The 22969-nt window shown below is 40.8% G+C and carries 21 protein-coding genes; 15 read left to right on the forward strand and 6 right to left on the reverse strand.

Going from position 1 to position 22969, the window contains the following annotated elements; all coding sequences use genetic code 11:
• Window positions 1–6: 6 nt before the first annotated feature.
• From BUR42_RS27450 to BUR42_RS27480, 7 genes are all read left to right on the forward strand, one after another.
• Window positions 7–963, forward strand: coding sequence for a bifunctional DNA primase/polymerase (locus BUR42_RS27450; protein ID WP_074242730.1), 957 nt, complete (start codon window positions 7–9; stop codon window positions 961–963).
• 27 nt (window positions 964–990) lie between these two features.
• Window positions 991–1611, forward strand: a complete 621-nt coding sequence (locus BUR42_RS27455; protein WP_074242731.1) for a hypothetical protein — start codon at window positions 991–993, stop codon at window positions 1609–1611.
• A 133-nt stretch (window positions 1612–1744) separates the two neighbouring features.
• Window positions 1745–2314, forward strand: a complete 570-nt coding sequence (locus tag BUR42_RS27460) for a hypothetical protein (protein WP_074242732.1) — start codon at window positions 1745–1747, stop codon at window positions 2312–2314.
• 42 nt (window positions 2315–2356) lie between these two features.
• Window positions 2357–2716 carry a hypothetical protein gene (locus tag BUR42_RS27465; RefSeq protein ID WP_143197610.1) on the forward strand — a complete coding sequence of 120 codons (360 nt, stop codon included), beginning with the start codon at window positions 2357–2359 and terminating at the stop codon, window positions 2714–2716.
• A gap of 77 nt (window positions 2717–2793) precedes the next feature.
• Window positions 2794–3237, forward strand: a complete 444-nt coding sequence (locus BUR42_RS27470; protein WP_143197611.1) for a hypothetical protein — start codon at window positions 2794–2796, stop codon at window positions 3235–3237.
• Between the two features lie 6 nt (window positions 3238–3243).
• Entirely contained in the window at window positions 3244–3483 is a 240-nt protein-coding gene (locus BUR42_RS27475) for a hypothetical protein (RefSeq protein ID WP_074242735.1), read from the forward strand.
• 39 nt (window positions 3484–3522) lie between these two features.
• Entirely contained in the window at window positions 3523–4065 is a 543-nt protein-coding gene (locus BUR42_RS27480; protein ID WP_074242736.1) for a hypothetical protein, read from the forward strand.
• 26 nt (window positions 4066–4091) lie between these two features.
• Here the strand turns inward: BUR42_RS27480 and BUR42_RS27485 are convergent, their stop codons facing one another.
• Both BUR42_RS27485 and BUR42_RS27490 read right to left on the reverse strand, forming a co-directional pair.
• On the reverse strand, window positions 4092–4667 hold the full coding sequence (locus BUR42_RS27485) for a hypothetical protein (protein ID WP_074242737.1): 576 nt from the start codon (window positions 4665–4667) through the stop codon (window positions 4092–4094).
• Window positions 4668–4676: 9 nt separating this feature from the next.
• The gene (locus BUR42_RS27490; protein ID WP_074242738.1) at window positions 4677–5795 is read right to left on the reverse strand and encodes a PDDEXK nuclease domain-containing protein; all 1119 of its coding nucleotides are present in this window, start codon (window positions 5793–5795) and stop codon (window positions 4677–4679) included.
• A 381-nt stretch (window positions 5796–6176) separates the two neighbouring features.
• On the opposite strand from BUR42_RS27490, the gene BUR42_RS27495 reads away from it, so the two are divergent.
• A complete protein-coding gene (locus BUR42_RS27495; protein WP_074242739.1) occupies window positions 6177–6515 on the forward strand; it encodes a helix-turn-helix domain-containing protein in 339 nt (112 codons plus the stop codon).
• Between the two features lie 8 nt (window positions 6516–6523).
• Here BUR42_RS27495 and BUR42_RS27500 read toward each other — a convergent pair whose 3' ends face one another.
• Window positions 6524–6979 carry a hypothetical protein gene (locus BUR42_RS27500; RefSeq protein WP_074242740.1) on the reverse strand — a complete coding sequence of 152 codons (456 nt, stop codon included), beginning with the start codon at window positions 6977–6979 and terminating at the stop codon, window positions 6524–6526.
• Between the two features lie 592 nt (window positions 6980–7571).
• On the opposite strand from BUR42_RS27500, the gene BUR42_RS27505 reads away from it, so the two are divergent.
• From BUR42_RS27505 to BUR42_RS27515, 3 genes are all read left to right on the forward strand, one after another.
• On the forward strand, window positions 7572–8633 hold the full coding sequence (locus BUR42_RS27505; protein ID WP_200798371.1) for a DUF262 domain-containing protein: 1062 nt from the start codon (window positions 7572–7574) through the stop codon (window positions 8631–8633).
• A 21-nt stretch (window positions 8634–8654) separates the two neighbouring features.
• Complete coding sequence (locus tag BUR42_RS27510) at window positions 8655–9560, forward strand: MAE_28990/MAE_18760 family HEPN-like nuclease (RefSeq protein ID WP_143197612.1); 906 nt, start codon at window positions 8655–8657, stop codon at window positions 9558–9560.
• A 279-nt stretch (window positions 9561–9839) separates the two neighbouring features.
• Entirely contained in the window at window positions 9840–10958 is a 1119-nt protein-coding gene (locus BUR42_RS27515) for a PIN domain-containing protein (RefSeq protein ID WP_074242742.1), read from the forward strand.
• Window positions 10959–11727: 769 nt separating this feature from the next.
• Here the strand turns inward: BUR42_RS27515 and BUR42_RS27520 are convergent.
• Window positions 11728–15180 (reverse strand): chondroitinase-B domain-containing protein, encoded by a 3453-nt coding sequence (locus tag BUR42_RS27520; protein ID WP_074242743.1) that lies wholly within the window; start codon window positions 15178–15180, stop codon window positions 11728–11730.
• A gap of 507 nt (window positions 15181–15687) precedes the next feature.
• Here BUR42_RS27520 and BUR42_RS27525 point away from each other — a divergent pair.
• The 4 genes from BUR42_RS27525 (at window position 15688) to BUR42_RS27540 (ending at window position 19465) form a co-directional block, all read left to right on the forward strand.
• The gene (locus BUR42_RS27525; protein ID WP_074242744.1) at window positions 15688–16500 is read left to right on the forward strand and encodes a hypothetical protein; all 813 of its coding nucleotides are present in this window, start codon (window positions 15688–15690) and stop codon (window positions 16498–16500) included.
• A 619-nt stretch (window positions 16501–17119) separates the two neighbouring features.
• A complete protein-coding gene (locus tag BUR42_RS27530) occupies window positions 17120–17497 on the forward strand; it encodes a hypothetical protein (protein WP_074242745.1) in 378 nt (125 codons plus the stop codon).
• 66 nt (window positions 17498–17563) lie between these two features.
• Window positions 17564–18967, forward strand: coding sequence for a S41 family peptidase (locus tag BUR42_RS27535; protein ID WP_084185857.1), 1404 nt, complete (start codon window positions 17564–17566; stop codon window positions 18965–18967).
• A 75-nt stretch (window positions 18968–19042) separates the two neighbouring features.
• Window positions 19043–19465 carry a DoxX family membrane protein gene (locus BUR42_RS27540; RefSeq protein ID WP_074242747.1) on the forward strand — a complete coding sequence of 141 codons (423 nt, stop codon included), beginning with the start codon at window positions 19043–19045 and terminating at the stop codon, window positions 19463–19465.
• A gap of 3 nt (window positions 19466–19468) precedes the next feature.
• On the opposite strand, the gene BUR42_RS27545 is transcribed toward BUR42_RS27540, so the two are convergent.
• On the reverse strand, window positions 19469–20131 hold the full coding sequence (locus BUR42_RS27545; protein WP_074242748.1) for a hypothetical protein: 663 nt from the start codon (window positions 20129–20131) through the stop codon (window positions 19469–19471).
• Between the two features lie 16 nt (window positions 20132–20147).
• Entirely contained in the window at window positions 20148–22853 is a 2706-nt protein-coding gene (locus BUR42_RS27550) for an endopygalactorunase (protein WP_074242749.1), read from the reverse strand.
• Between the last annotated feature and the right edge of the window lie 116 nt (window positions 22854–22969).

The raw sequence follows: 22969 nt of genomic DNA on the forward strand, positions 1-22969 counted from the left end.
ATTTTTATGGAGTTTTTGATAAAAGCTGCCCTGGACTATCGTAGTCTGGGGCTTTCTGTTATTGCTGTAAATCAATTTAAAAAACCTATTTGGAGATGGAAATGCTACACTTCTCGTTTACCAACTAAAAATGAAATTGTTGCAATGTTTAAACATCCTGATGCTGCTGGTATAGCTATCATATGCGGAGAAATCAGCGGCAATTTGGAGGCCATTGATATGGATATAAAAAATGATTTAAGTAAAACACTGTATACTGATTTTGTAAGGAGATTGGAACAAAAGGCACCAGGTTTGGAAAGCATATTAGTTAAAGTATCTACTAGATCTCAAGGATTTCATTGGTATTACAGATGCCCATCCGTCTCCTTTTCTAAAATTTTAGCACAAAGATGTTGTACAGAATTGGAAAAGTCTTGTTCTCCCCAGGAAAAGATGAAAGTATTAGTTGAATCCAGAGGGACAGACGGAATTATTATTGTTCCTCCTACTCCTGACTACAATTTTATCAGCAATGACATTTCTATGTTACCTGTTATTGGAATTGAACATCGAAAAATGATCTTTGATGTATCTAAGTCATTCGACGCTGTAGTCAAGGAAGAAGCTACTCAAAAGGTATTTCTACCTGGTTCATATAGCCCATTTAGCCCATTAGATGATTATGATATAAGAGGGGACATAATTGAACTATTGGTGAAGCATGGATGGGTAGTTGTTGAAAGGAAAGATGGGAAAACAATTTTTAAACGACCAGGTGACTCAGATCACCCTACTTCAGGAGACTTTGACCACGTTCTTGGAAAGTTTGGTGTGTTTACAACCAGTACAAAGTTTAGGCCCACAGAAGGGTATAAACCATCGGCAGTATATGCAATTCTTGAATGCGGTGGGAACTTCAAATTAGCCGCAAAGAAATTACTTGGAGAGGGATATGGGGTACCATATAAGCAGATATACTAATTATTAACAATCATAAATTTTAGTCAAATGAAAGCAAACCTAAATTTAACGAAAGAGAACTGGGACAAAGTATTAATCAATTGCCAATCTTGTCCGAAAGATTATCTCATTTCTGCTCTTGCTGAGGCACAAAAAAAATGTAAAAAAGGGAAAATAAATATAGGATCTAATTCTTATAAAGAAGTTGTAAATGAAGTATTCAAAATTATAAAAGAAACAAATACTTGTGATACTTATGGAACATTGCTGTGGATAGATCAGAATGGGAAGTTTAAAATTTCAACTGGCAAAATGAGAGAAGGGTACCGCTCTCCAAAATACGGTCACCTTGGCCTTTATTTTTTATCGACTGGCCCAGATCCTAATGGCCCAATGCCGGGTACGCGGGTAATTATGGTTATTTATGATGATAATGATATGATTGTGAGAAGGCTAGAGGAAGTAAGGGGAGAATGCCTTGATCCTGGTTATATTGATTTCTTTAATTCGCATCTTTGTAAATCAGCACTTTATCAGTATCATATCATTGATGTTGACATAAATGAGAATGTAAGCATCTTAGCGTCTCATACCGAACCTTCAGAGGCTAATAAATGGCTTAAAATTAATGTTCCTACTTGGATAGAGAAGCACGGAATTAAGCAATAAACTTAATGGTCTGACCTGCAGTTTTAGTTTGTGAACCTTCATTTATTATCGCAATCGTTCTATTACTTTACTAAAACTTCCTATTCATAATTGGATTCTACTACAGTTTCCAAATAAACCTAAATATACAGTCATGGCTCAAACCAAAATCTCACTTCATGAAGTGAAAGGGGACCTTATGACTTACCTTAATTGGTCACTAAATGCATTAGTTCCATTTGTACCTACTGCTGCCGATCGTTACCTATTAGAGAATAAGGCAGTTATAGTAAAAGTATCTCAAATGTTATTAAAGAGCATACACTATAGGCCATCCACAATTTATAGGGGAATTATTCTTAGGAAGCATGTTAATTGTATTATTCCTGATGCAAACCTACAATACCTATCATTCTCAACAGATCGAACAGTTGCTGAACATTTTGCCGATATCAATGGATTTGGGAGTGATTGGATAAATGTGCCAATCCAATTGGGAAATTATGGTTATGTAATACAATACCTGCCCAATGTATCTGAAGTTTTATTTCATTATCAATTTCTTGATTTTCTTCCATATGCCGAGGCTCTAAACTTGATTGGAATGAATGGATATGATGAAGTTGAAGGATTAAAACTTCAAAAGGAGATTACGATTCTACAACCGGTTGATCCACTTACCAACATTACTCCTCAGATCTTACGATCTATAATCCAAGTATAAATCTTTTTAAAAAAAAAGTATGTGCTCACAAAGTACGAAAAATTGAAAACCAGATTAATCGAAACTTATAAAGTACTCTTATCGGAGTTTGAAAATGATATTAAATCTGGAATAGAAGAAGGAATTTATGATAATAATGAAAATGAGAAAAACGTAAAGTTTATTCAAGAAGCTAAAAATGTCATTAATGAATTTTGCAGTTATTATCCAGCTATTTTCATTTATATCGAAGGTGGTAATATACAAGGTGCTTCTGCTTCCGAAGGTATTCAATTAAATAAGTTTGATTTGGATGATTATAAGGTTTTATCCAATGATGAAGAACAAGAATATACACCAGAATCATGGGGTCAACTAATCTCAGAAATGTCTAATTCAGGTGAAATTAGAAGTATCTATTAATAAGAAATGCAAATAAGAGGCAACAACTACATTTTTATATTGTTCAAAATTAATTTTTAAACTTAAACCAACGCTTTATGAGACAAATGTTAAACGCCATTTTCAAAGTTGTAATTGATTCTGACTTGTCAACCAATGAAGTAATTAAAGAACTTAAACAGAGTTTGGTTTGGCAAATCTCTTCAACCGAAAATGTTTCTGTTAAAAGTTCTAAGTGGTTAGAAACTACGTACTTTTCATCTGAAAATCAGGATGGAGATATACAGATCACACCGGAATATGCTAAAAGCAACTTGGGGTTTGAGGATGATATTAAATGCATCTGTGAACATGATATAATAAAAGATCCTTTTTGGCCCTGTGATGAAGCTGGAAGCCTTGTTAATCCCAACCTACTTGCCGGGCCATATCATGGCTTATGCCAAAACTGTGGAAGAATCCTAGATTCTAAAAGCTTACGTTTCATTGGTAGGCGGAATGTTGATAACATTGATGAAGAATTAGAAAATACTTATAATTAATCAAACATGAAAATTTCTCATCTTAAAACGGGAACCAAATTAATGTGGGATGCCCCTCCAAATAACTCGATCAATCCAAATAAAAGAATTACATATCCGGCTATTGTGGGTGAAAAGCATTACGACTTCCCAATGGTGAAGATCATTACTGGTAATAAAGGTAATTGGATGGGCCCCGAAGAAGAATACCTTAGATTTCCCTCCAATGTTGAACTTGAAACTTTAACCTGGCCTGAGTTAAAATAACTTCTCCTTTGAATCCTATTCATAATAAATATTTAAATTATGAAAGCAATTTTCAAATCTATTGATAGCGGAATTAGTGCAAATTTATACGTCGAAGGATTCCGTACAGAAATTTGGTATTTCCTACCTGAATACAAGTTTTATGATAGTAATAGAGAAATGCACACTGAACAATATCATTTTGCACAAAACATTAAAGCTCTAATAAATATGGGGGCTATTAATGTTGATAGTTGGGATTCCTGGAATGTCAATACAACCTGCGCTTTTAAGGTTTCACATCTCAAAATTCTAACGGATGATGAAATGTTTAACTCAACTAATATTATTCTAAGTTGTACAGGTCACCAGGATTATTCAGATTACAATATTCAGAATCTTATCATTCAACAATACACAGGAATTACGGAGAACGTTAAATGGAGGCATAGAATAATTGGAAACACACTATCAAATACAATGGCAGTTAAATTTTTTAGATATGGGTTTCAGTTGGGATTTTATACGGACGATAATATTACTCAATCTGAGGTAGTTGTAAGTACTGATTATATTTGGAACTCCCAAGAATCAATTAAATAAATGCCATTAAGTTATTGTCTGCTCTATTATTTTACTTCTTTTGGCTTTATCCAGTTAATTTTTATACTCTCAAATTTATAAAGTTTATCCCCAACTAACATTTGATTCACAGAAAGATTGCATCTAATATGAAGATCTATAATTGAATCTTTTGGGTTAACGCCATTTATTGTAAAACTGAAATGGTTACTCGAACCTGGATTTATTTCTTCCTGTAAATATAAAAACGATTGTAATGCTTTATTTCCGAATCTAACGAATGATATTTCACCAAACCCTTTATTATTTTCTCTTGTACCAAAAGATTCCTTAGAATGGATCTTATATTTTTTATCCTGCTGAACTGTAACCCCAAAATTTTCGAATCCCCCAAGTTTAAGATATACTTCAGCAGGCTCTTTATCTTCATTTTTAAACTCGACTTTCACTGTGACAACTTTTTTTAACGGGTTACCCGTTACTTGTAGGTTGTTTGCTGGGAGTTGTTTGAAGGGGGTGGTTATTTTGGGGCTTATTGAATCTTGGGCAAATGATTTGGTGATTATTCCTCCAAACAGGAACGTAGCAATTATTGCTATATTGAAATTATTAGGCTTTTTCATACAATAAGATTATTTGATGTTATCCCCATTATCGTCTTTTTTGATATATGGCAACAATCCTAATGCCAATTCTTCAGGAGTAGGTAAATCTGCTTGTAAATTTACAGGAATGTTTTTAGTTAAATTATACTCAGCGACGCCTAAAGGGTTAGAAATATTTTTTAACGAATATTCTACCACTACTTTATCAGGTGTTTTACAAAGTAATATTCCAATACTGGGCTTATCTTCCGGATGCTTTAATTGGGCATCTACCGCATTCAGGTAAAAGTTTAGTTTACCCGCAAACTCAGGTTTAAAGGCTACTGTCTTAATTTCCACGATGGTATAACATCTTAATTTTGTATGGTAAAAGAGTAGATCCAGGAAGAACTCTGAGTTTCCCACTGTTATGTTAAATTGTCTGCCCATATAAGCGAACCCCTGACCCAATTCCAATAGGAACTTTTGAATTTGATCTACTAAGGCATTTTCCAGGTTTCTTTCAAGTGAATCCTGTTCCAAGTCTAAAAAATCAAAATTGTAAGGGTTTTTAAGCAGCTCACGGGCAAGATCTGATTGGGGATTGGGTAAAGTTGTTTCAAAGTTAGTTATAGCCGATCCCTGCCGTTCATAAAGTCTGCTTTCCATATTGGCAGTTAGGACAGCCCGCGACCAATTGTTTGAAATGGTGGCCCGAGTGTAGAAAAGTGCTTCGTCTACTGTGGTACAGTGGGTTATTATTTCCCGGTTATGCCCCCAGGGTATTTGTCCCACAAGTTGTGGGATAATTGGTGTCTCATTAAATGGTTCATAATCAATAGATTGTATTTCTCCCACAACTTGTGGGATTTTTGACTGCGGATGATAAAAAGCTACCCATTTGCGGATATAAAACAGGTTTGACTTTGAAAACCCCTTTATTCCAGGAAAGGCTATCAAAAGATCTTTGGAGAGCTGGGGTATCAGATTATCCCCCCATTGGGCGTTTTTTTGCTTTTCTAGGACCTGGCAGCCCAATTCCCAATAAAACTCCAATAACGCGTAATTTACCTGTAAGGAGGCTTTAATCTGCGATTGTTTTACCCGGTTTTTGAGTGCTTTTAACCATTGTTGGTATTCTTCGTTTTTAGATAAATTCTTGTTCATACTGCACATTTTCTTAACAACAATTAATGTAATTGGAGTGGGCGTCAATTATTAGTTATTGTAAAAATAGCTTCAGGTCTTTACTCACGGCACTCATTCATTTTATTTGATCTGATTTGATTTAGTTTGATATGGTTAATTATTAATCTTTCGCTACGTTTTATACGCCAGCCTAATTTTCCATGTTTTTGATGGGCTTTTGTTCCTTAGATGTTGAAGTTGTGAATACAATTTTCTATTTCAAATGAGTTTAATTCAATCCAATTATATAGACGTATCATCTTCTACGCCTTATTCATCGGTATTTTGTGATATCAACTAGTAAATGCGACCTGGTTGAACTTTAATAGTAGTGAATTGAATCTGTGAAAATGGCATACTATGATAAAGCAATCAAAGAAGCAGCTATTATTGCCGCATGACTTAGATGATTTCTGGCATGAAATAAGGCAAATTGTTAGGCAGGAACTCACAAAATTATTGAACCATGCTTCTATATCGGATGTCCTTGAATATCCTGATGGTTTTGTAGATAAGCCATTATATTCTATTGCTGAAGTGTGTAAACTGTTTGATATTACTCGTCCAACAATGTACGAATGGATTAAAGACCATAAATTGACGCCCAAAAAAGTGAGGGGGAGGGTTTATTTCTTAGGAATTGATATCCGATGTTTAATAGAAAAGTTAGGAAAGAGGGAAGATAATGAAGCGGCTTAAAGGCCGCTTTACAATTTCCCCTTCTTTTCTTTAATCAATTCAATCGCTGTATGAAACTCTCGCACAAGTTTATCATACAAGGAATGATGTTCCTTATAGTTATAACTTACCCAGCTAGTGCAAATTTCTTTTAATGGGGTAAGAACATCATTTTTATTACAACTTTCAATGTAAGCTATTGCATCAGCAGTAAATCTGGTTATTGGTAATGGACCAAATAAATTATCAGATGAAAAAAGGTAGTATTTATAAATGCTATCGTCAATTAAGCAATTAGCTATTATTGCTACTTCTAAATCTTCTGGTACTTCAGAATATCCAACATAAACCCCATAAATTTCAATTAGGACACTTTTCCCAAGTAAATCTTCCGTATAAGCCCAATATACATCATAAGAATCTTCCTTATGAAAACGCTCCAGGTTTACGAATTGAATGTTATGAAGTGCAAACAATTTTTCCATTGGGCTAAAATAACAGCTTTATCAATACTCCCTGCACATTCCAAATTTAAGATTTAATTTATTTTTGGAATATTAATGGTTAAGATATATTTTCGCCTTGTAAAACGCTCATTTATAATTAGTTAAGAGATAGTTGAGAAATATCAATATCCTGGAGTGATTAAGGAATTCTAGCAGGTTTATAACCGTTTTGAATAACGGTTGAGTATGCTAGAAATATGGATTTATTCGTATTTTTGCAAAGTGTTGTCAATCTTTGTAAAGTGTAGTAAGATTTGAAGTAGTTCTTTGATTCCTCGACTAAATTCTTGACTAAAAAGCACAACTCATTGGACCTCAAGGGGGTTTCAGACGGGTTCGAGTCCCGTCCGGTCCGCAAGATTTAGAAGAGACCCGCGCTTGGCGCGGGTTTTTTGTTTTTAGTCGGGTGTTTATTCGAATTCCCTTTTTGTTTTCAATGATCTTTACGGAGAATGACAAACTTGAACAAGTTAAAGTTTATTCACGTATTCCCACTCAAGAACTTCTCAGTTAGAAGAAATAATAATACCTTAATGATTTAGGGCAACCTCAAATATCCATACTTTCATATATGACAGTAAGTATTAAGAAAATAGAAGAACGATTTGCGGAATCACAAGACGCTCTTGTTCTGCAACAATCTGATTTATCCCTTCAGTCCATTTCTGATATGGTTGAAAGCAAGTCAATTGACATTAGCCCAAAATATCAACGTCGAGAGCGATGGGATGCCGTTAAGGAATCAGGGCTGATAGAATCGTTTCTATTAAATATTCCTGTTCCACCGATTTACCTAGCAGAAGATGAATACGGAACATATTCAGTCATTGATGGTAAACAGCGTGTAACTGCTATTCATCGATTTTTATCGGGTGAACTAAAGCTGAAGGAATTGGAGAAATTCCCTGAACTTGAAGGCTTCTCGTTTAAGGATTTGCCGAAGTCACTAATGAATGCGCTGAAAATCCGACCTTATTTACGTGTTGTAACGCTATTAAGGCAGTCAGATGCTGAACTAAAGCATGAAGTTTTCATTAGATTGAACAAAGCTGGGGTTCCCTTAAATTCTCAAGAAATTAGAAACGTTGCATACAGAGGGGAGTTCAACGATTTATTAATTGAACTTTCTCGAAATGAATATATAAAAGAGCAATTGGATGCAACACCTGATTCGAAGATGTATAGGGAAATGATCGATGTGCAATTTATTCTTAGGTTTTTCACAGTTTTAGGATTTTATAAAGATTTTCCTGGCAATATGGATAAAGCAATGGATATGTTTATGGTGGGCAACTATAAGAATAAAGGGAAGAAATTAGTTGAACAACGTAATAGTTTTTTGAACTCATTAGAATTTTGTAAAGCAGTTTGGGGTAAGGAGGGATTTAGAAAGCCGAATGGAAGCAAACGAGTTCTGCAAGGATTTTATGATATTCAAATGGTATGTCCAGCTTTATTGACCAATACAGAAAGGGACAAAGCATTAAAGAAGAAAGACGCTGTAAAAAAAGGGCTGATTAATCTACTAGAAACAGATGAGGAGTTTGCAGAAGCTGTTAGCCAGTTCACGTCGAACTCGAAAAATGTGCTATACAGAATCACTAAGTTTTCTGACCTACTTAAAAGCTTATAAATGTCGGCAAAGTCGGAACTGATGACCCGTTTGAAATTCATTGACGGAGCATTGAATCTTCCAACTTTAATTGATAATGGAGTTGCCCCAAGTGAACACAATGGCATAGCGAATTTGTTGCGTAAGGGGCTTGGAATCGTTTCATTCAATATTCTGGAGGATTATATTAAGAAAAAAGTAGCCGAAGCCCTTACCGAAATTTCGTCTTCAGGTATAGTCTTTGGGGATCTTACAGATGAAATGCAAAACTCCTCTATTTTTGGAGCTTTAGAAGCTTTGCGATTTCGGGCGGATATGGTAAAAAAAAATGAATCCCTTGCTGATGCAATTTTAATGATACAAACAGAGTCGAGTAAAATATCTTCAACATCAAATAATCCTTTTATACTTTCAGATTTTTCATTTGTATCAAGTAATTCAAATATCAACGTGGCCGAAATTACAGAAATGATTAAAGCATTTGGAATAGGTGGAGGCTGGGTGATATTAAAGAAAATTTCAGATTTGATTGGCGGCGGTATACCTGATCTTGGCCAAGCATATAAGAATGCATTCAATAGAAGAAATAGGGCCGCTCATGGAGCAAATTTTATTTATGAATATCAAGCTCTGGAGAGTTTTAAGAATGAGATAATTGCCATTGCCGCATCGATGGATATCGTTTTAACTGCTAGATGCCGCCAAGTTAGAAAAAGACCGAGGGAAAAAGTAAGTTCACATGATATTCGCACGGCATTAAATTATCGATTTCTAGAACCGCGGGGTAGTATCTTCATTGAAAGCAAAGTTATTGGTGGGAAGGTAGTTAAAAAATGGCCAACCAAACAAGATGGAATCAACTATATTCAACCTAGATTAATGACTAAGAATGAGTTCTTAATAATATTAAACGGCAGGCGGCGCATTGTAGATTGGTATGTTCAGTAGTGATTTTTTTGAATGGCTGCGCCAAGAGTACTGCCTTTGGTAAGAATGAAATCTATCTGAGCCATTAATTGATTTATCATGCCTTGTGAATTCACATTTGGAAGAATTGCTATTCTGAGTAATCGGTTTAATGGCTGAAGCTCAAATTGAAACGCCTATAGAACAAGAAATAGAAATTTAGCTTAATGCCACTTTTCGCAATTAGCCAAACCATGTAACGAATTATTGGATTATTAATCAATTATATAATTGAAATCCAATACCCTAAATTATAAATGGATGTTTATCGTTATTGATACCAATTCAGTGAATGGAGATTTGCGGCTAAAGGGACCAGCAATAAAGAAGCTGATCAACAAGGCTACAGAGCAGGGCTATAAAATGTGTTTCCCGGAAGTGGTTGTCGCCGAGATGGAAAAGCATTTCCACGAAAGAATTGAAGTGGCGCTTAGGGGATTGAGAAAGTCTGCAAAAACGCTCGATGAATTATTAGGGGTTAACGCACTTGACGAACGAAGCGTTAAGAAATGGGAATCTTTACGGGAAAAGTATCCCAAGACAATCAAGTCTACGATAGCTAAGTTCGGCGGCCTAATCCTTAAGGAACCAACGATCTCAAAAAAGGAAGTGATGCTTAAGGCCGTAAATCGAAAGAAACCTTTTCAGGATAGTGGGAAAGGGTTGCAGGATACCCTTATATGGGCCAGTATTCTGGATCTTTCCAAACGGTATGCAGAACGCCCTTCGATTATCGAACCTAGAATAATATTTGTAACAGCTAATCACACGGATTTTTGTAAGAGCGTAGCGCTCGACCTTCATGACGACTTGGTAGAGGAACTGGAGAACATTAACGTAGCCCCCGTTGTAGTTAAGATCGTCAAAAGTTTGGATGATGCATCAAGCATGTTATTGTCCCATGTTGATGACATAAAATACAAGGAAACGATGGCTTTCTTGACGGGAGAGTCTTTCAAGAATTCTGAACTGATAGTAGAACTGGAAGGGAAAATACAAGAGAAACTTCCGTTCACCCAATTAAGTAATGATGATATTGGATTGAGCGATTCCTTTGAAGACCCTACGGTAGATATGATCCATGAAGACTATGTTTTCCAAAACGTGAATGTTGAGCCCCTTTCGAACGGAGAAATTGCTGTAACTATTAATGTCTCTCTTACCTGCCTTCTTGATGTCTTTGTAACAAAATACGATGCGATGCACCTTGAGGAATATGAAGGGCTAAGTATATATGATCATGATTGGAATAATCACTATGTGGCTGGGCAAATTGAAAGAAATATTTGGTTTAAGGCAAGTTTTATTACAGATAATCTCCGTGATATTTCGAGTTTTGAAATTGAACCAGATGAAACGATGAATTGCCTGGAGAGCTGAATTAACTTGTAGATTTTACGATAAAAACCGGACTGTATATCTTCTGGCGAATAACTATAAATACCGACTAGACTATACGGTTTTGGGAATTAAGCAGGTACAGCGAAAAAAAGTATCGTGATCACTCAATTAGGTTAGTGATATATTTTAACCGGCTTTTAGATTTGTATTGTTTCAGAATTTCTAGGTTCGAGTTTATCTCCCTCAGTCGTACCTGCGGCGATAGGCCGGGATTCATTTGCTGAATTTGTAGAGCCATTAAGCGAGAATGGGGCACATAAAGATTGGATGCTCCTTTCACGATACACCCAAGACATTCAGGGTTATTACGATAATACAAAACAGAATATTGACGCGGATGTTCCGGCAGATATATTGAGAGGGACTTTAATCTATGAATAGTTATAAATAACACAGGATAACAAACAACCCTTAAACTTAGGCACGGCACGTGTTTTTTTAGCCGGGTATTTTGGGGACCCACGATTGCCTTTGCCGGATCAAGTCAAATCTCTCGGGATTTTAATCTTACGCATACAAGTTCCAAAGAGGAAGAATTCAATATCTCTAATCGTATTTCCGAAGACTTTAACCTTTGCATTGAATGATTTTGCAGCAGCATTAGCCGCTCTTTTATGGAAGAAGTTAAAGATACCGGGATAATGAGTTTGCAAGGGCTCTGAAGGACACAAGCCCCGCTTCTTCTAAATTTTGCAAAATAAAAAGCAGGGCACGGGCCCTGCTTTAAATAGTGATGTATGAAGAAAGATTAGTTTTTCTCGATGATCTTTGTAAATGTTTTCATGCCATCGGAAATATATAAATAATACACGCCAATGCGGCAGCTGGATATGTCCAGGTCGATCTCGAACTTGTGATCGTTCTTTTGGATGATGGTAGATTGCACTATGTTGCCGGTCTGGTCGTAGATATGCAGCACATATTGTTTGCTATGGTCTTTATTATCGAGTTTCACCTTTAATATTCCATGTGTGGGGTTAGGTAATACTTTTATCTGGAGACCATCTTTCTTTTTATCATAGCCATACACGAGCACCGACAGGTCTGCGCCGGGTGCCTCCAGGTAATTTTCATTACCAGCCTGGTTGGCCCGTATTATAACAGTGCCTTCCTGAAGGAACGACAGCGTGCTGTCTATCACCCTTCCGGCACCGTTTACAATGGAATAGCTGACAGGCAGGCCGGAACTGGCTGTGGCGTGGAGTGCTGCCTGGTCGTCAATGTATTTCGGGCTGATGGTTGGGAATGTAATGGCTTGGGAAGCCTTGTTTACCTCAAAGGTTTGTTCTTCACTTGCGGTCAGGTAGTTGCCATTACCCGGCTGGCTGGCGCGTACAGTAACTGTTCCCGCGCCGGTAATAGTCAGTACGGAGTCAGCAATAGTGGCCGGGCCTGACATAATTTCAAACACACTCACAGGTAGCTTGCTGCTGGCGGTGGCACGGAGTATGAAAGGCGCATCGCCATAAGTTTTTGTATCAATCGGTGTAAACGCAACCTGCTGACTTGCTTCACTCACTGTAAATGTTTGTTCCAGTTCTGCCGGAAAATAATTGTTATCACCGGCCTGCGTGGCTTTCACTATTACAGTGCCTGCGCCGGTAATAGTGAGCATAGCGCCATCGAAGGTGGCGGGTCCGGAAACCACTTCAAACTCAACCTCCCCGCCGGAACTGGCGGTGGCGATCAGTTCAAAAGGCTCATCGCCATATGTTTTGTCGGGGATGTCAGTAAATACAATGGTTTGTGTTTTACGTTGATAGATCTCCCATTCGGCAAACTGTGTTCCGGTAGCCGTATTGTTGGCGGTAACGTTAAGCCGGTAAAAGAGGTAAGGGGTGGTGTTGATGAAGTCGTACGACTTGACCAGCCCTCTGCTGGCAAAAGTTTCATTCGTTTGGGTATCGAGGGTTACCCAGTTAATGCTGTCGGCAGATGCCTGCAAATTCCAGTTCTTCGGGTCGCGGGTGGGTGTATCGTTGCCGGATGTGATGGTGTATGATACGGCAACGGCGGGTATAGACGATTTGTATTGCACCCATAAAGCTGTTCTTCCGCTCATATAATATTTTGTTGCGGGGTTGTTGTCAATAAGGGAGGGATAATTTTCAGAAGGTTTGGAGGTATTGGTGTATTGGGCAATGATGGTGCCGTGATTATCGGTAAGGTCGAAGGGGTTTTCCGGTTCCGGTTCCGGCTCTGGTTCCATATGCCGGATCAATTGCCATTCGGCAAACTGTGTACCGCTGCTGCCATTATTGGCGGTAACATATAGGCGGTAAAAAATGTACGATGCTGAATCGGCGATGGCATACGTTTGGGTGAGCCCACGGGAGGGAAAAGTTTCCCCCACGCGGGTATCGAGCGTATCCCAGTTGGTGCTGTCGTTAGAGGCCAGCAATGTCCAGTCCCTGGGGTCGCGGCTGGCCACGTCATCGCCGGAAGTGAGGGTATACTTCACCACAATGGCTGGCACGGTGGATTGGTATTGCACCCACAGCGCATTTTTGCCGGAAATAAAATATTTGGTAGTGGTGTTGTTATCGATCAGGCTGCTGAAGCTTTGCGATGGGTTGCCGGTGTTGGCATATTGTGCAGAGATGATGCCGCCGTTGTCGGTAATATCAGGCGAAGGGTTTTCTATCACAATCTCGTCTTTCCAATGTGGCCCTGTTTCCGCAGGAGTTAAGGGTTTGCGGATGATGGGTGCGCTGGAGCTTTCGTCGGCCCCTATATCGGAATTGCTGTCGCGGGGTTGACCATCCATATCATCGGTAGCGTACATTCCGGCTCCTGCGTTCACCAAAGGACTGCTGGCTGAAGGGCGGAATAATCCGCCCGTTACGGAAAGCAGCGGATTCTGCGTGGTGATGCCTGAAGCAGGCGCGGGGTGCATATTAAGTGTAGCGCCGTAGATCACGTTGCCTTCATAGATGTTGGGCTCAAAATTGAATACATCCAGGGGAGGATTCATGTCCTGTGCAGGACTTGTAATAGCTACTCCGCTGCTTTTAACGATCACGTTATTAGCGATCGTACAATTTTGCGGCAGCATCATCCGTTGAGAGGATGGCCAGCTGGCTTTGTAAGCAGCGCCGATGTCCATACCTTCACCCCCTGGGTTTACGATGGTATTGTGTGCAATGATCACATTTTTTATCGGCCCGTATGCAGGTACGCGTCCAAGTGGTGTACCAGCTCTGAGGATCGGTTTGTAATCAGGGGTCAGGAAGGAATCGATAAACTCTCCTGCAATCAGCACAATGGCATCTTCTCTTATATTTTCGATATAGTTATTGATGATCTTGTGATTTTGCCCTGTTATGCGGATGCCCCTTGAGCCTTCTTTATTATTGCCGATGATAAAGTTACCTTCCACAGTATTGAAGTTCCCGCTTCTTAAAGTGATCTCTCCTTTAGTGTTTTTTATAGTGTTGTAACGAACAATGTTCCTGTTGGATTTTAAGGAGATCATTTCCAGGCCCTCACCGTCTGCCGCTTCCAGCAGGTTGTGTTCAATTGTAAAGAAAGCGCCGTCCGTTCCCAGTTCTTCGTTCCGGCCATATCCCCATATGCGGAATATTTCAGAGCCATTCCCGGATCCCCCCATGTTCTTAAAATAACAATGGTCTACCTTATTGTACCGGCTATTGGACTGTTCATTACCAATGGTGGGCTGGTGGTGGTTCTTCCCGGTAAAGTAACAACTGTCAACACGATTGTAAGAGCCGTTGAAGTTGACCCAGTAGTAACTGGTAGACCTTACCGCAGGGTTATAGTTCACAATAGCTGTGCTGGTGAGCCGGCAATTATTGGTATTGAATTTCACAATAGCACCGCCGGTCAGCGCGCCACTTTTAAAACAGAGGCCGCTGGCCACGAGGTAAGGAGCGGAAAAGGTAAGGGTAGAACTGCCGGTCAGGATCACCTTGCCAGGTGTTTGTGCCCGCAGTGTTACAGGTTGCGTGGCAGTGGCGCTGGCGTTAAAGTTAATGCTGACATTGGTCCAGGTACCGTTGGTCATCACAATGGTGTCTCCGGGTGCTGAGGCGGCAATGGCGGCGTTCAGTTGTGCTGCACTGACTGCTGTGCGAACCGTTTGCGCAGTGGCACTGGTTGTGAGCAATAGCATACAGCCTGCGGTCAGCAATTTTGATAACAAGGGGAATCGCTTTTTCCCATAAGTGGAATTTTCGTTCATAGATTGGGTGTTTACAAAGGTGATAAAATCAATACAGGGTAACCAAAACCATCGCCTACACGAAAATTAAGTTACCCCGCAGTTTCTACGAATGTACTTCACCGGTCTACCAGAATCTGGAGGTATTTTGTCTGTTACTGGTCTTTTTTTATCCAACCTTTAAAACTTCAAATTCTCTTTGTGTCAATGCCCAGGATTTTGATCCTACCAACAGCGGTTAATAAACATGCATCACTAATAAAAGATCGCCCCCGGAAATGGAGGCGATCTTTTATTGGTTCCAGCCGTTAGTTAAAAACAACGAACTTTAGTACCATGAAGGATTCGTATTTCTCTACTCCCTCATGCATTACCGTTAGTAATTGTCTAACCCCCAATGCACTCCTCTTAGACAATCACAAACCTCGCTGCAACCGACCTTAAAAGTTTTCGATACTTCCCGGAGGCCCCTGTTCCGGCGGCTATTACCCGTAAATTTGTGTATTTCACCAAACACAATCTTACACAATGGGAAAACAAACCAGTATCGTAAAGTACACCGGTAAAGTAGGCGACCTCGTTGGCTATTACCACAAAGGGAAATTATGCTTCCGCAGCCTGCCGCAGCAGGTGAACAGGAGCGAGGCCACCAAACTCTCCGCCCTTGATTTTGGCACCGCCAGCAGGGCCGGGAAACTGGTCCGCTCTGCATTAAAACAGGAACTGAGTATCCACCACGACAGTGACCTCACCAACCGGCTGAACACATCTCTGCTAAAGGTCCTCTATGCAGGCAACCAGCAAAGAGGAGAGAGGAGCATCCAACGGAAGCACCTGGGCATGCTAACGGGCTTAAAGCTCAATAACGCCACAGAACTAAGTAAACTGCTGCCTTTTACACCAAAGGTGGTACAGGCAGGCAACAGCCTCCGGATCGCTATCCCGGCACTCACGGCAGAAGATATCCTTCATGCCGGGAACACCACACACATTGAGATCAAAGCCATTGCGGCGGGCCTGAACTTTAAAGAAGGCAACTACGGGGAAGCCGTATCAGATAAGGTCCTGATCGATTTCAGGCAGCCTGCCGCCGCCACGGAATTGATCCTGCCTTTTAAAGCAGGCGAAGCGGAAACCATTGTGGTGCTGCAGGTGAAAGCATTCAGAGAAGAGTCCGGAAAGCTTTATGCATCAGGGAACCGCAAATACTTTGCGGCAGATATCATTGATATCATACCCTCTTTTGAAGTTATACCGGAAAGAAGGGAGTATAACATCCTGCCCGGGCAGCAATTGCTCCTGGCGGCACATGGCTGTTATGCGGTGCCGCAACTGGAATAGCGCCAGATGAGGCGGGTGACAGCGAATTAACGCGTGGTAAGCACCTCCGCCGGGATAACTATATCAAATCAGCAAAAAATGGCCTTATTTTGCAGGATAGGAACAGGAATACAGCATATCTCAAGACCCTTTTCACCAGAAATACTACTCCCAGGGTCAGGATCTTACATTTTAAAGCATCAACCCCCCAGGCCGGCAAGGATCAACTCCCCTTTAACCCGCGGTTAACACCATGTCCACCAACCTCTCGGTTTTCTGACCTCTGCCTCTTATCTATCCTTATTCTTCCTCATATGCCATCACCCATAATTACTGCAAGAAAGCTTCCTGTTCATAAGGGTTGATGATATGCGCTACAGACCTGTTCTTTTCTGTTTAGGATAACACTGCAAATAAATACAGGTAACTACCTGCCTGTAACAATGTTCAGCTCGCACAGCGAAGGCTGTTTTTTATTTATACTGGGTACTATTGGACACATTTTGTTGCGCTTTCACAAAACGGATGTTCTCATTATTCCTTCACTAAAACACTGTACTACAGCTGTTTCCCCGTTTTGGTATGCTAATTGCAAATACCAGGTTAGAACTATTTCTTAATTATTTGAAAAACCAAGTGTATGAAACTAACGCTTAAGATTGTCGGAGTACTATTGTTATCAGCTTTCCTGATGGGGTCCTGCAGTAAGGATACAGACCCTGCTGATGTAGACGTTTTTGCCGGAACATTTAGAGGTAAGATAGGATATACAGACGCTGAGAAAAATATTAGCCAGGATAATGGTAGCATCTTTGTTACCAAAGTAGGTACCCGTTACGATTTCAGATTTTCAGACGGCATTCCGGACCTTACCGGTGTTCAGTTTGAGAGGAAAGATGATAATACTATGGTCAGCGTAGGTTCCGATGGAACCGGCCTTATTACCATCAATAAGGATAAACTGGTGATAGGATTTACAAGGTCCGGCAGGAGCTGGTCGGCAGATTGTGGGCGATAGGATATTTCGGTTAAAATAAATAAAGGCGCAGATCAACATCTGCGCTTTTTTATTTATACTTGAAAAATGAAGCTTACGATCCTCTGTCTTATACTATGTACCGCAACCAGTGCCTTTTCCCAATCTTTTACAAAAGACCAGATGCGGGAAGACCTGGATACTTTGATCCACACTATCGCCCGGGTTTCTCCCCATATTGCTGTTAAAAAGGACGCATGGAAGTATGATGGCATACAGGAGATGAAAAACCTTAAGAAAAGGATCGACACAATTTCATCGGACCTTTCCTATTATCTTCTGCTCGAACAGGCATTTACACTTTCGCAGGATATGCATACCAGCAGCTGGTTTCCGCTTCCCGACTGGGCAAAGGCTGAAGAGGCTGCTTTCCGTCGTATTCGTTCCCGCTTTAAGATGGCTATTCCTAACACCTATGTGAACGGGAAGTATATTATCCGTGAGGCTTTCGCTTATGAACAGGATACTATCGGAATAGGATCGGAGATCAGGCAAATAGAAGGGATACCTGTGGATAAGTATGTGCGGCAGCATATTTCCGGCAGATATTATTCATATGATATGAAGCACGGGAAATTCTATGGTGCCGGGTTTTTTAAGAATACCGAAACGGTTTTCTACGATAGCCTCTCCTTCACTTTTCGCCTTCCTTCAGGGGCTATTAAAAACCTGAGAATGTCTACCAGGGAATTTACCCGTTATTTGCCTGTAGGATATAAACGGAAGAATAATATCACACGCATTGAACTTTGGGAACCTGAAAAGGTTCTTTATATCCGCCTAACCGAAATGAACGCAGACTCCATACCCTTTCTGCAAAGAGAACTGGCCCGCTATAAGGAACATACAAAGGATATTGAACGGATCATCGTGGATTTCCGGGGTAATCCGGGCGGGGATGATACTACCTGGCAAGCCCTTTATTCCGCAATTATTCCCTCACCTGTTTCTTATCCCCTGAAATTAAGCGCTAATAAAGGCTTCGGCAAAAAGAAAGAAACATTACCCTTATTGACGAAATATGGATTATACGCGCTTGTTGATGAAACAGAAACATTAGGACCTTCGGATTCCTCCCTGCATTTTACAGGTAAGATCTTCGTTTTATTTGAGGATCATTATTCCAGTGCCGGCAGCGCTATGATCATCCCGAATGCTAAAAAGGATGACCAGATCATTTCTGTAGGCCGGAGGACCGGAACCTTCCTGGGTGTTGGTTTTGCACCACTGTTCTTTACACTTCCGCATTCAAGGATACCCTACCGCATTGCACCTTCTATTGAAACCACAGGCGCTATCCGTGCCGGGGACCTGATGCATGACGATCCTGAGATAGAGGTGCCATACGATATCCGTGATTTTGAAGCGACCGCCACTTACACCGGCGACCTGAACGATAAAGCTTACCTGCTCCGTTATGATCCTTTTATCAGGATCGCTATGCAACATTGAGCCATTTCTTGATCTTGATTAAGATTTCCTGGTGCAGGGAAGCCTATTTTTGCCAGGTAAAACTTAATCAGGATCATGAATAAGCACATAGCAAATGCACAATTTCTGCTGAGGCTTGCACTCGGTATAGGTTTTATCTTACCTGTCCTGGACCGTATCGGCCTGATTGGTGCCCCGGGAAGTAATGGAGTAGCATGGGGCAACTGGAGTAACTTCGTGGACTATACGCATTCCTTAGTGCCCTACTTAAGCCGTTCACTGGCAGAGGTGGCTGGATGGACCGCAACGATCCTGGAAGCTGTATTCGGTGTGCTGCTGATCATAGGTTACAAAACAAAATGGGCCGCTTTTGGCAGCTTTGGCCTCACGCTGATCTTTGCTGTAAGCATGTTCTTCTTTTCAAACTATAGAGCGCCGTTTAGTTATTCCGTATTTGTGGTAAGCTTTTCCAGTTTATTGCTGGCTGGCCTTCCTTATCATAAATGGAGCCTGGACTGAGCATTAAAAAGTCCCCAATTCAGAAGAAAATCTGTAGAGCACAAGCAGCGCCAGTATACAAAAAGCCGCCAGTGCGGTCCAACGCCTTGTTTCTGTTGTTATATTGAAGAATGCCAGTATTTCTTTCTGCCATAAAGAGATAGCAAGAAAGAGGTTCAGGAAAGTAATGGCCATAAATATAGCCCCCTGAACGGTATCCAGCCCTATATATTTGAAAAGACTATCCAGCTGCATGATCCTGCCGCCGGCAGTTAAAGAAGCACTGACGAAGGTAAGTATCCAGCCCCACGACTTTCGTTTCAGCAGCAGGTAAAATACAAATACACTATAAACAAAAGGTATAAAGGAAATGAGCAGAACAGATGTATCCCTTATCGATCCATCGTAGAAAAACACTTTTGCTGTGTTATAGAATTTCCATAAGAATTCCAAGGCCAGCAGCACCAGCAAAAGAGTGAGTAGTTTAGGGGGCTTTGCTTCTTCTGTTATTTCGAAGGAATCCAGCAGATGAATGGAATTTACCTTTTCTTCCTTTACCCCTCTTTCTTTCAGTATCCTCAAAGCGGCATCAACCGCATCCGGCTGATAGGCATCCGGCTGCTGCGTGATCTTCTGTAATTCGGTATCGGGATAATCCTTATATCGTTCGTAAAAATCGAAATGCATATAGATAAATATACCTCTATAACCCGATATTCTCTACTGTTACTCCGGATGAGTTTTTCAACTTCACTGCCATATTATTGTCTTTGGGGCCTGCCACTTTTACATCCCTGATCGTTGCTCCTTTCACGTCGTCGAGGAAGATGGGATACCGGCCATCGGGCTGCTCTACCTTAAAGCTGCTCTTGGTAACAGTAAGTCCGTTTACATGTCTTACCCAGAGGCCATAGGAGGGCTGTATTTTCAGATTGGAGGCATTGTATTGCCCAACACCCAGTTCAGGAGGGGTGGCTGTGGTATCCGATGCAGGGTTGCCACCTTTTACCAATACCTGCACATCATTGAACTGAATGTTTTTGATATACCCGGTATGGTTGCCATTAGGCAGTTTGAAATCTATCCCGTTATCAGGCAGGCTGTAACCGGCTACTATTGGGGTGGCTCTTCGCTGCGAGCCATCGTAAGCTTTCCAGCGGACCTTTCCGCTGAAGGAACTGCCTGCGTATACTTCATAAACATCTATGCCATTGATGATGATATTCTCTACCTGCCCGATGTTCACATTCTTCACCAGTAATTCATTATGTGGTACGCCATTGTCTGTGAAAGCATACTTTCCTACTTCAGCACCCAGTATCCGCGCCCTGTTAGAGATTGAAATGAAAAAAGGCGTAAAAGAGCGGTACATTTTTGAGCGGGAATGTAAAGTGCCGGTATGGCCGCAATTGAGATGGATATCTTTTATGTGTGCGCCATCGTTAGTGGAAATGGAGAAGCCTGCTTTGTTGGCGCCGAGTATATATATGTTATCTACGCAGATATCTTTGATATCATCAGCAGTTTCTGATCCTATCTGGAAGAGGTTGCAGTTGGTATCCCCGATCACATTGCGTACACGATAATGACTGGCCGGGCGGGTAAAACCCAGGGAACAATCGGAACCAGGTTTTACGATATCGTCCGAACTTACTTTTGAATAGATATTGGTCACTACTACATTATTGCAGGCCATGAAATCGTAGATATCCCTTACAGAAGATGTATTTTGTTTGCCGAAATAGGTATCATGCACATGGATGTTATCTGTGCCTGTAGCTAATAACACAAAATGCCCTGCACGGTCTATGTGCAGCATATTACCTGTTTCCCTGTTGTTGCCCATGTAATACGGTTCGTCTTTCTTTTCATCATACCAGAGATCTTCTTCCCGGTGGATACCGCCTATTTCAAGATTGGTGCATAGTTTCAGGGTGAACATCTTATCAGCACGGCTATCCGGCGCATTGTTCATTACCTTGTCACTGGTATTGAGATTACCATTGCCGGTGATGTACCCATTTCCTATGATCTTGATATTATCCAGCCGTTCTCCGAAGAACATGGTGTTCCTGAAATAATGGTGTCCTACATCCTGTTTGGTCATGTAGTTTTCTGGATCTTCGTAGGGCCCGGCATCGGTAGGAGAGAGGCCGGAACGATATTTTTTATCGCTGAACCAGGTGGTTTCCGGGGCATCGGCTCCTTTCAAAGCTTTGATGGTAGCGTCTTTTTCAATATAGAGGTATACGTTGCTTTTCAGGTGAACAGTCCTTACGTTATAAGTGCCACTGCTGAACAACAGTGTACCACCACCTATATTGTGCAGGTATGCAATGGCTTCATTGATCTTTTCTGTATCATCTTCACCTTTTAAACCGAATGTTTTGATATCCATTTTACCGGAATAGAAATATACGGTATTGGAAAATCCGTTGCCTTTTTCAGCCAGTCTGAATGCATGTAGCTGATTGGGCTGTAAACCTTCTATGGTAACCTTGTTATGCTCAATCTTAACAGGAAAGGGTTTCCATGTTTTTCCTTTATCCATTGAATGCATCAGGGTAACCTTGCCGGAAGGGCTCCATTTAAAACTAACCATTGTATAGGTGGAAGGTGTTTCCTTATAGGTAAGGCTTTTGTCCAACTCCCTTTCAAGATCTGTGATAGTATGAACGGCCTGAAGATTAGCTGTTGTGGCTGCACTATTCAGTACTTCCGGTTGGGAAGTGGAATAGTCAGCTTTGAATGCATACGTTCCTGCTTTATTCAGTTGCACATCCCTGATCACAACAATCACATCTTCTCCATTGGCTGGCCGAAGATCCAATTGGCTTAAAGTAAGCAACGTGCCTCCGGTGTTTGAACGGCTTATATCAGCTACACCCACTTTTGAATAGGAGTACTTTGTACCTGTGCGGCCTATTGACTGGTTCGGCAGGTCTTTTAATAATACCTCACCACGGCCGATCACATTCACAGTTACATTATCCGGCGTAACGTTGATGCCGGCAGGGATATGGAAACGTACGGTTGCCTGTGGGCTTCTTTGCCCCGCGGTAAAAAATAGCGAGATATTCCTTTTAGTATTGACGGTGATCTGTTGTTGCGCTAAACGGAATTGCGGGCTGAGGGCTTTTCGCTCTTCTATTATGTGATAGTTGGCTAACTTATATTGACCAGGTCCGCGCAGAAAAGCCAGTTCCGACAGCAATTGTTGTTCATCTGCTTTGGTGGAGACCAGCCCTTCATTTTCCTTAGTATCTACGGTAAAGGCATAAGTGCTTCCGGTAGCTACCACGAGGGTATCTTTAGTGATCCGGACAATATGGGGTGCCTGCGCTTGTGCTTCAATAGCAAAGCCAATGAAGGAGAAAAAGGGTACCAGTACCCATGACAATTTCTTCATGTGTGTAATGTAAAGACTATTTTAATAACGTGGGAAATGTGCCGGGGCACATTTATGTCTTAAAAGTAGCTGTTAAAAATACGCACTTGTGATATAAAGTTGTCATTTAGTACCCT

The sequence above is a fragment of the Chitinophaga niabensis genome (assembly GCF_900129465.1).
GTDB lineage: Bacteria > Bacteroidota > Bacteroidia > Chitinophagales > Chitinophagaceae > Chitinophaga > Chitinophaga niabensis.

What these genes read in the sequence shown, in the direction of transcription:
- BUR42_RS27470 (WP_143197611.1), top strand. Translation starts at nt 2,794, where the DNA reads ATGAGACAAATGTTAAACGCCATTTTCAAAGTTGTAATTGATTCTGAC.
- BUR42_RS27485 (WP_074242737.1), bottom strand. Translation starts at nt 4,667, where the DNA reads ATGAAAAAGCCTAATAATTTCAATATAGCAATAATTGCTACGTTCCTG.
- BUR42_RS27535 (WP_084185857.1), top strand. Translation starts at nt 17,564, where the DNA reads ATGAAGCTTACGATCCTCTGTCTTATACTATGTACCGCAACCAGTGCC.
- BUR42_RS27500 (WP_074242740.1), bottom strand. Translation starts at nt 6,979, where the DNA reads ATGGAAAAATTGTTTGCACTTCATAACATTCAATTCGTAAACCTGGAG.
- BUR42_RS27520 (WP_074242743.1), bottom strand. Translation starts at nt 15,180, where the DNA reads ATGAACGAAAATTCCACTTATGGGAAAAAGCGATTCCCCTTGTTATCA.
- BUR42_RS27530 (WP_074242745.1), top strand. Translation starts at nt 17,120, where the DNA reads ATGAAACTAACGCTTAAGATTGTCGGAGTACTATTGTTATCAGCTTTC.
- BUR42_RS27510 (WP_143197612.1), top strand. Translation starts at nt 8,655, where the DNA reads ATGACCCGTTTGAAATTCATTGACGGAGCATTGAATCTTCCAACTTTA.
- BUR42_RS27505 (WP_200798371.1), top strand. Translation starts at nt 7,572, where the DNA reads ATGACAGTAAGTATTAAGAAAATAGAAGAACGATTTGCGGAATCACAA.
- BUR42_RS27540 (WP_074242747.1), top strand. Translation starts at nt 19,043, where the DNA reads ATGAATAAGCACATAGCAAATGCACAATTTCTGCTGAGGCTTGCACTC.
- BUR42_RS27495 (WP_074242739.1), top strand. Translation starts at nt 6,177, where the DNA reads ATGATAAAGCAATCAAAGAAGCAGCTATTATTGCCGCATGACTTAGAT.
- BUR42_RS27545 (WP_074242748.1), bottom strand. Translation starts at nt 20,131, where the DNA reads ATGCATTTCGATTTTTACGAACGATATAAGGATTATCCCGATACCGAA.
- BUR42_RS27455 (WP_074242731.1), top strand. Translation starts at nt 991, where the DNA reads ATGAAAGCAAACCTAAATTTAACGAAAGAGAACTGGGACAAAGTATTA.
- BUR42_RS27525 (WP_074242744.1), top strand. Translation starts at nt 15,688, where the DNA reads ATGGGAAAACAAACCAGTATCGTAAAGTACACCGGTAAAGTAGGCGAC.
- BUR42_RS27460 (WP_074242732.1), top strand. Translation starts at nt 1,745, where the DNA reads ATGGCTCAAACCAAAATCTCACTTCATGAAGTGAAAGGGGACCTTATG.
- BUR42_RS27475 (WP_074242735.1), top strand. Translation starts at nt 3,244, where the DNA reads ATGAAAATTTCTCATCTTAAAACGGGAACCAAATTAATGTGGGATGCC.
- BUR42_RS27480 (WP_074242736.1), top strand. Translation starts at nt 3,523, where the DNA reads ATGAAAGCAATTTTCAAATCTATTGATAGCGGAATTAGTGCAAATTTA.
- BUR42_RS27550 (WP_074242749.1), bottom strand. Translation starts at nt 22,853, where the DNA reads ATGAAGAAATTGTCATGGGTACTGGTACCCTTTTTCTCCTTCATTGGC.
- BUR42_RS27515 (WP_074242742.1), top strand. Translation starts at nt 9,840, where the DNA reads ATGTTTATCGTTATTGATACCAATTCAGTGAATGGAGATTTGCGGCTA.
- BUR42_RS27490 (WP_074242738.1), bottom strand. Translation starts at nt 5,795, where the DNA reads ATGAACAAGAATTTATCTAAAAACGAAGAATACCAACAATGGTTAAAA.
- BUR42_RS27450 (WP_074242730.1), top strand. Translation starts at nt 7, where the DNA reads ATGGAGTTTTTGATAAAAGCTGCCCTGGACTATCGTAGTCTGGGGCTT.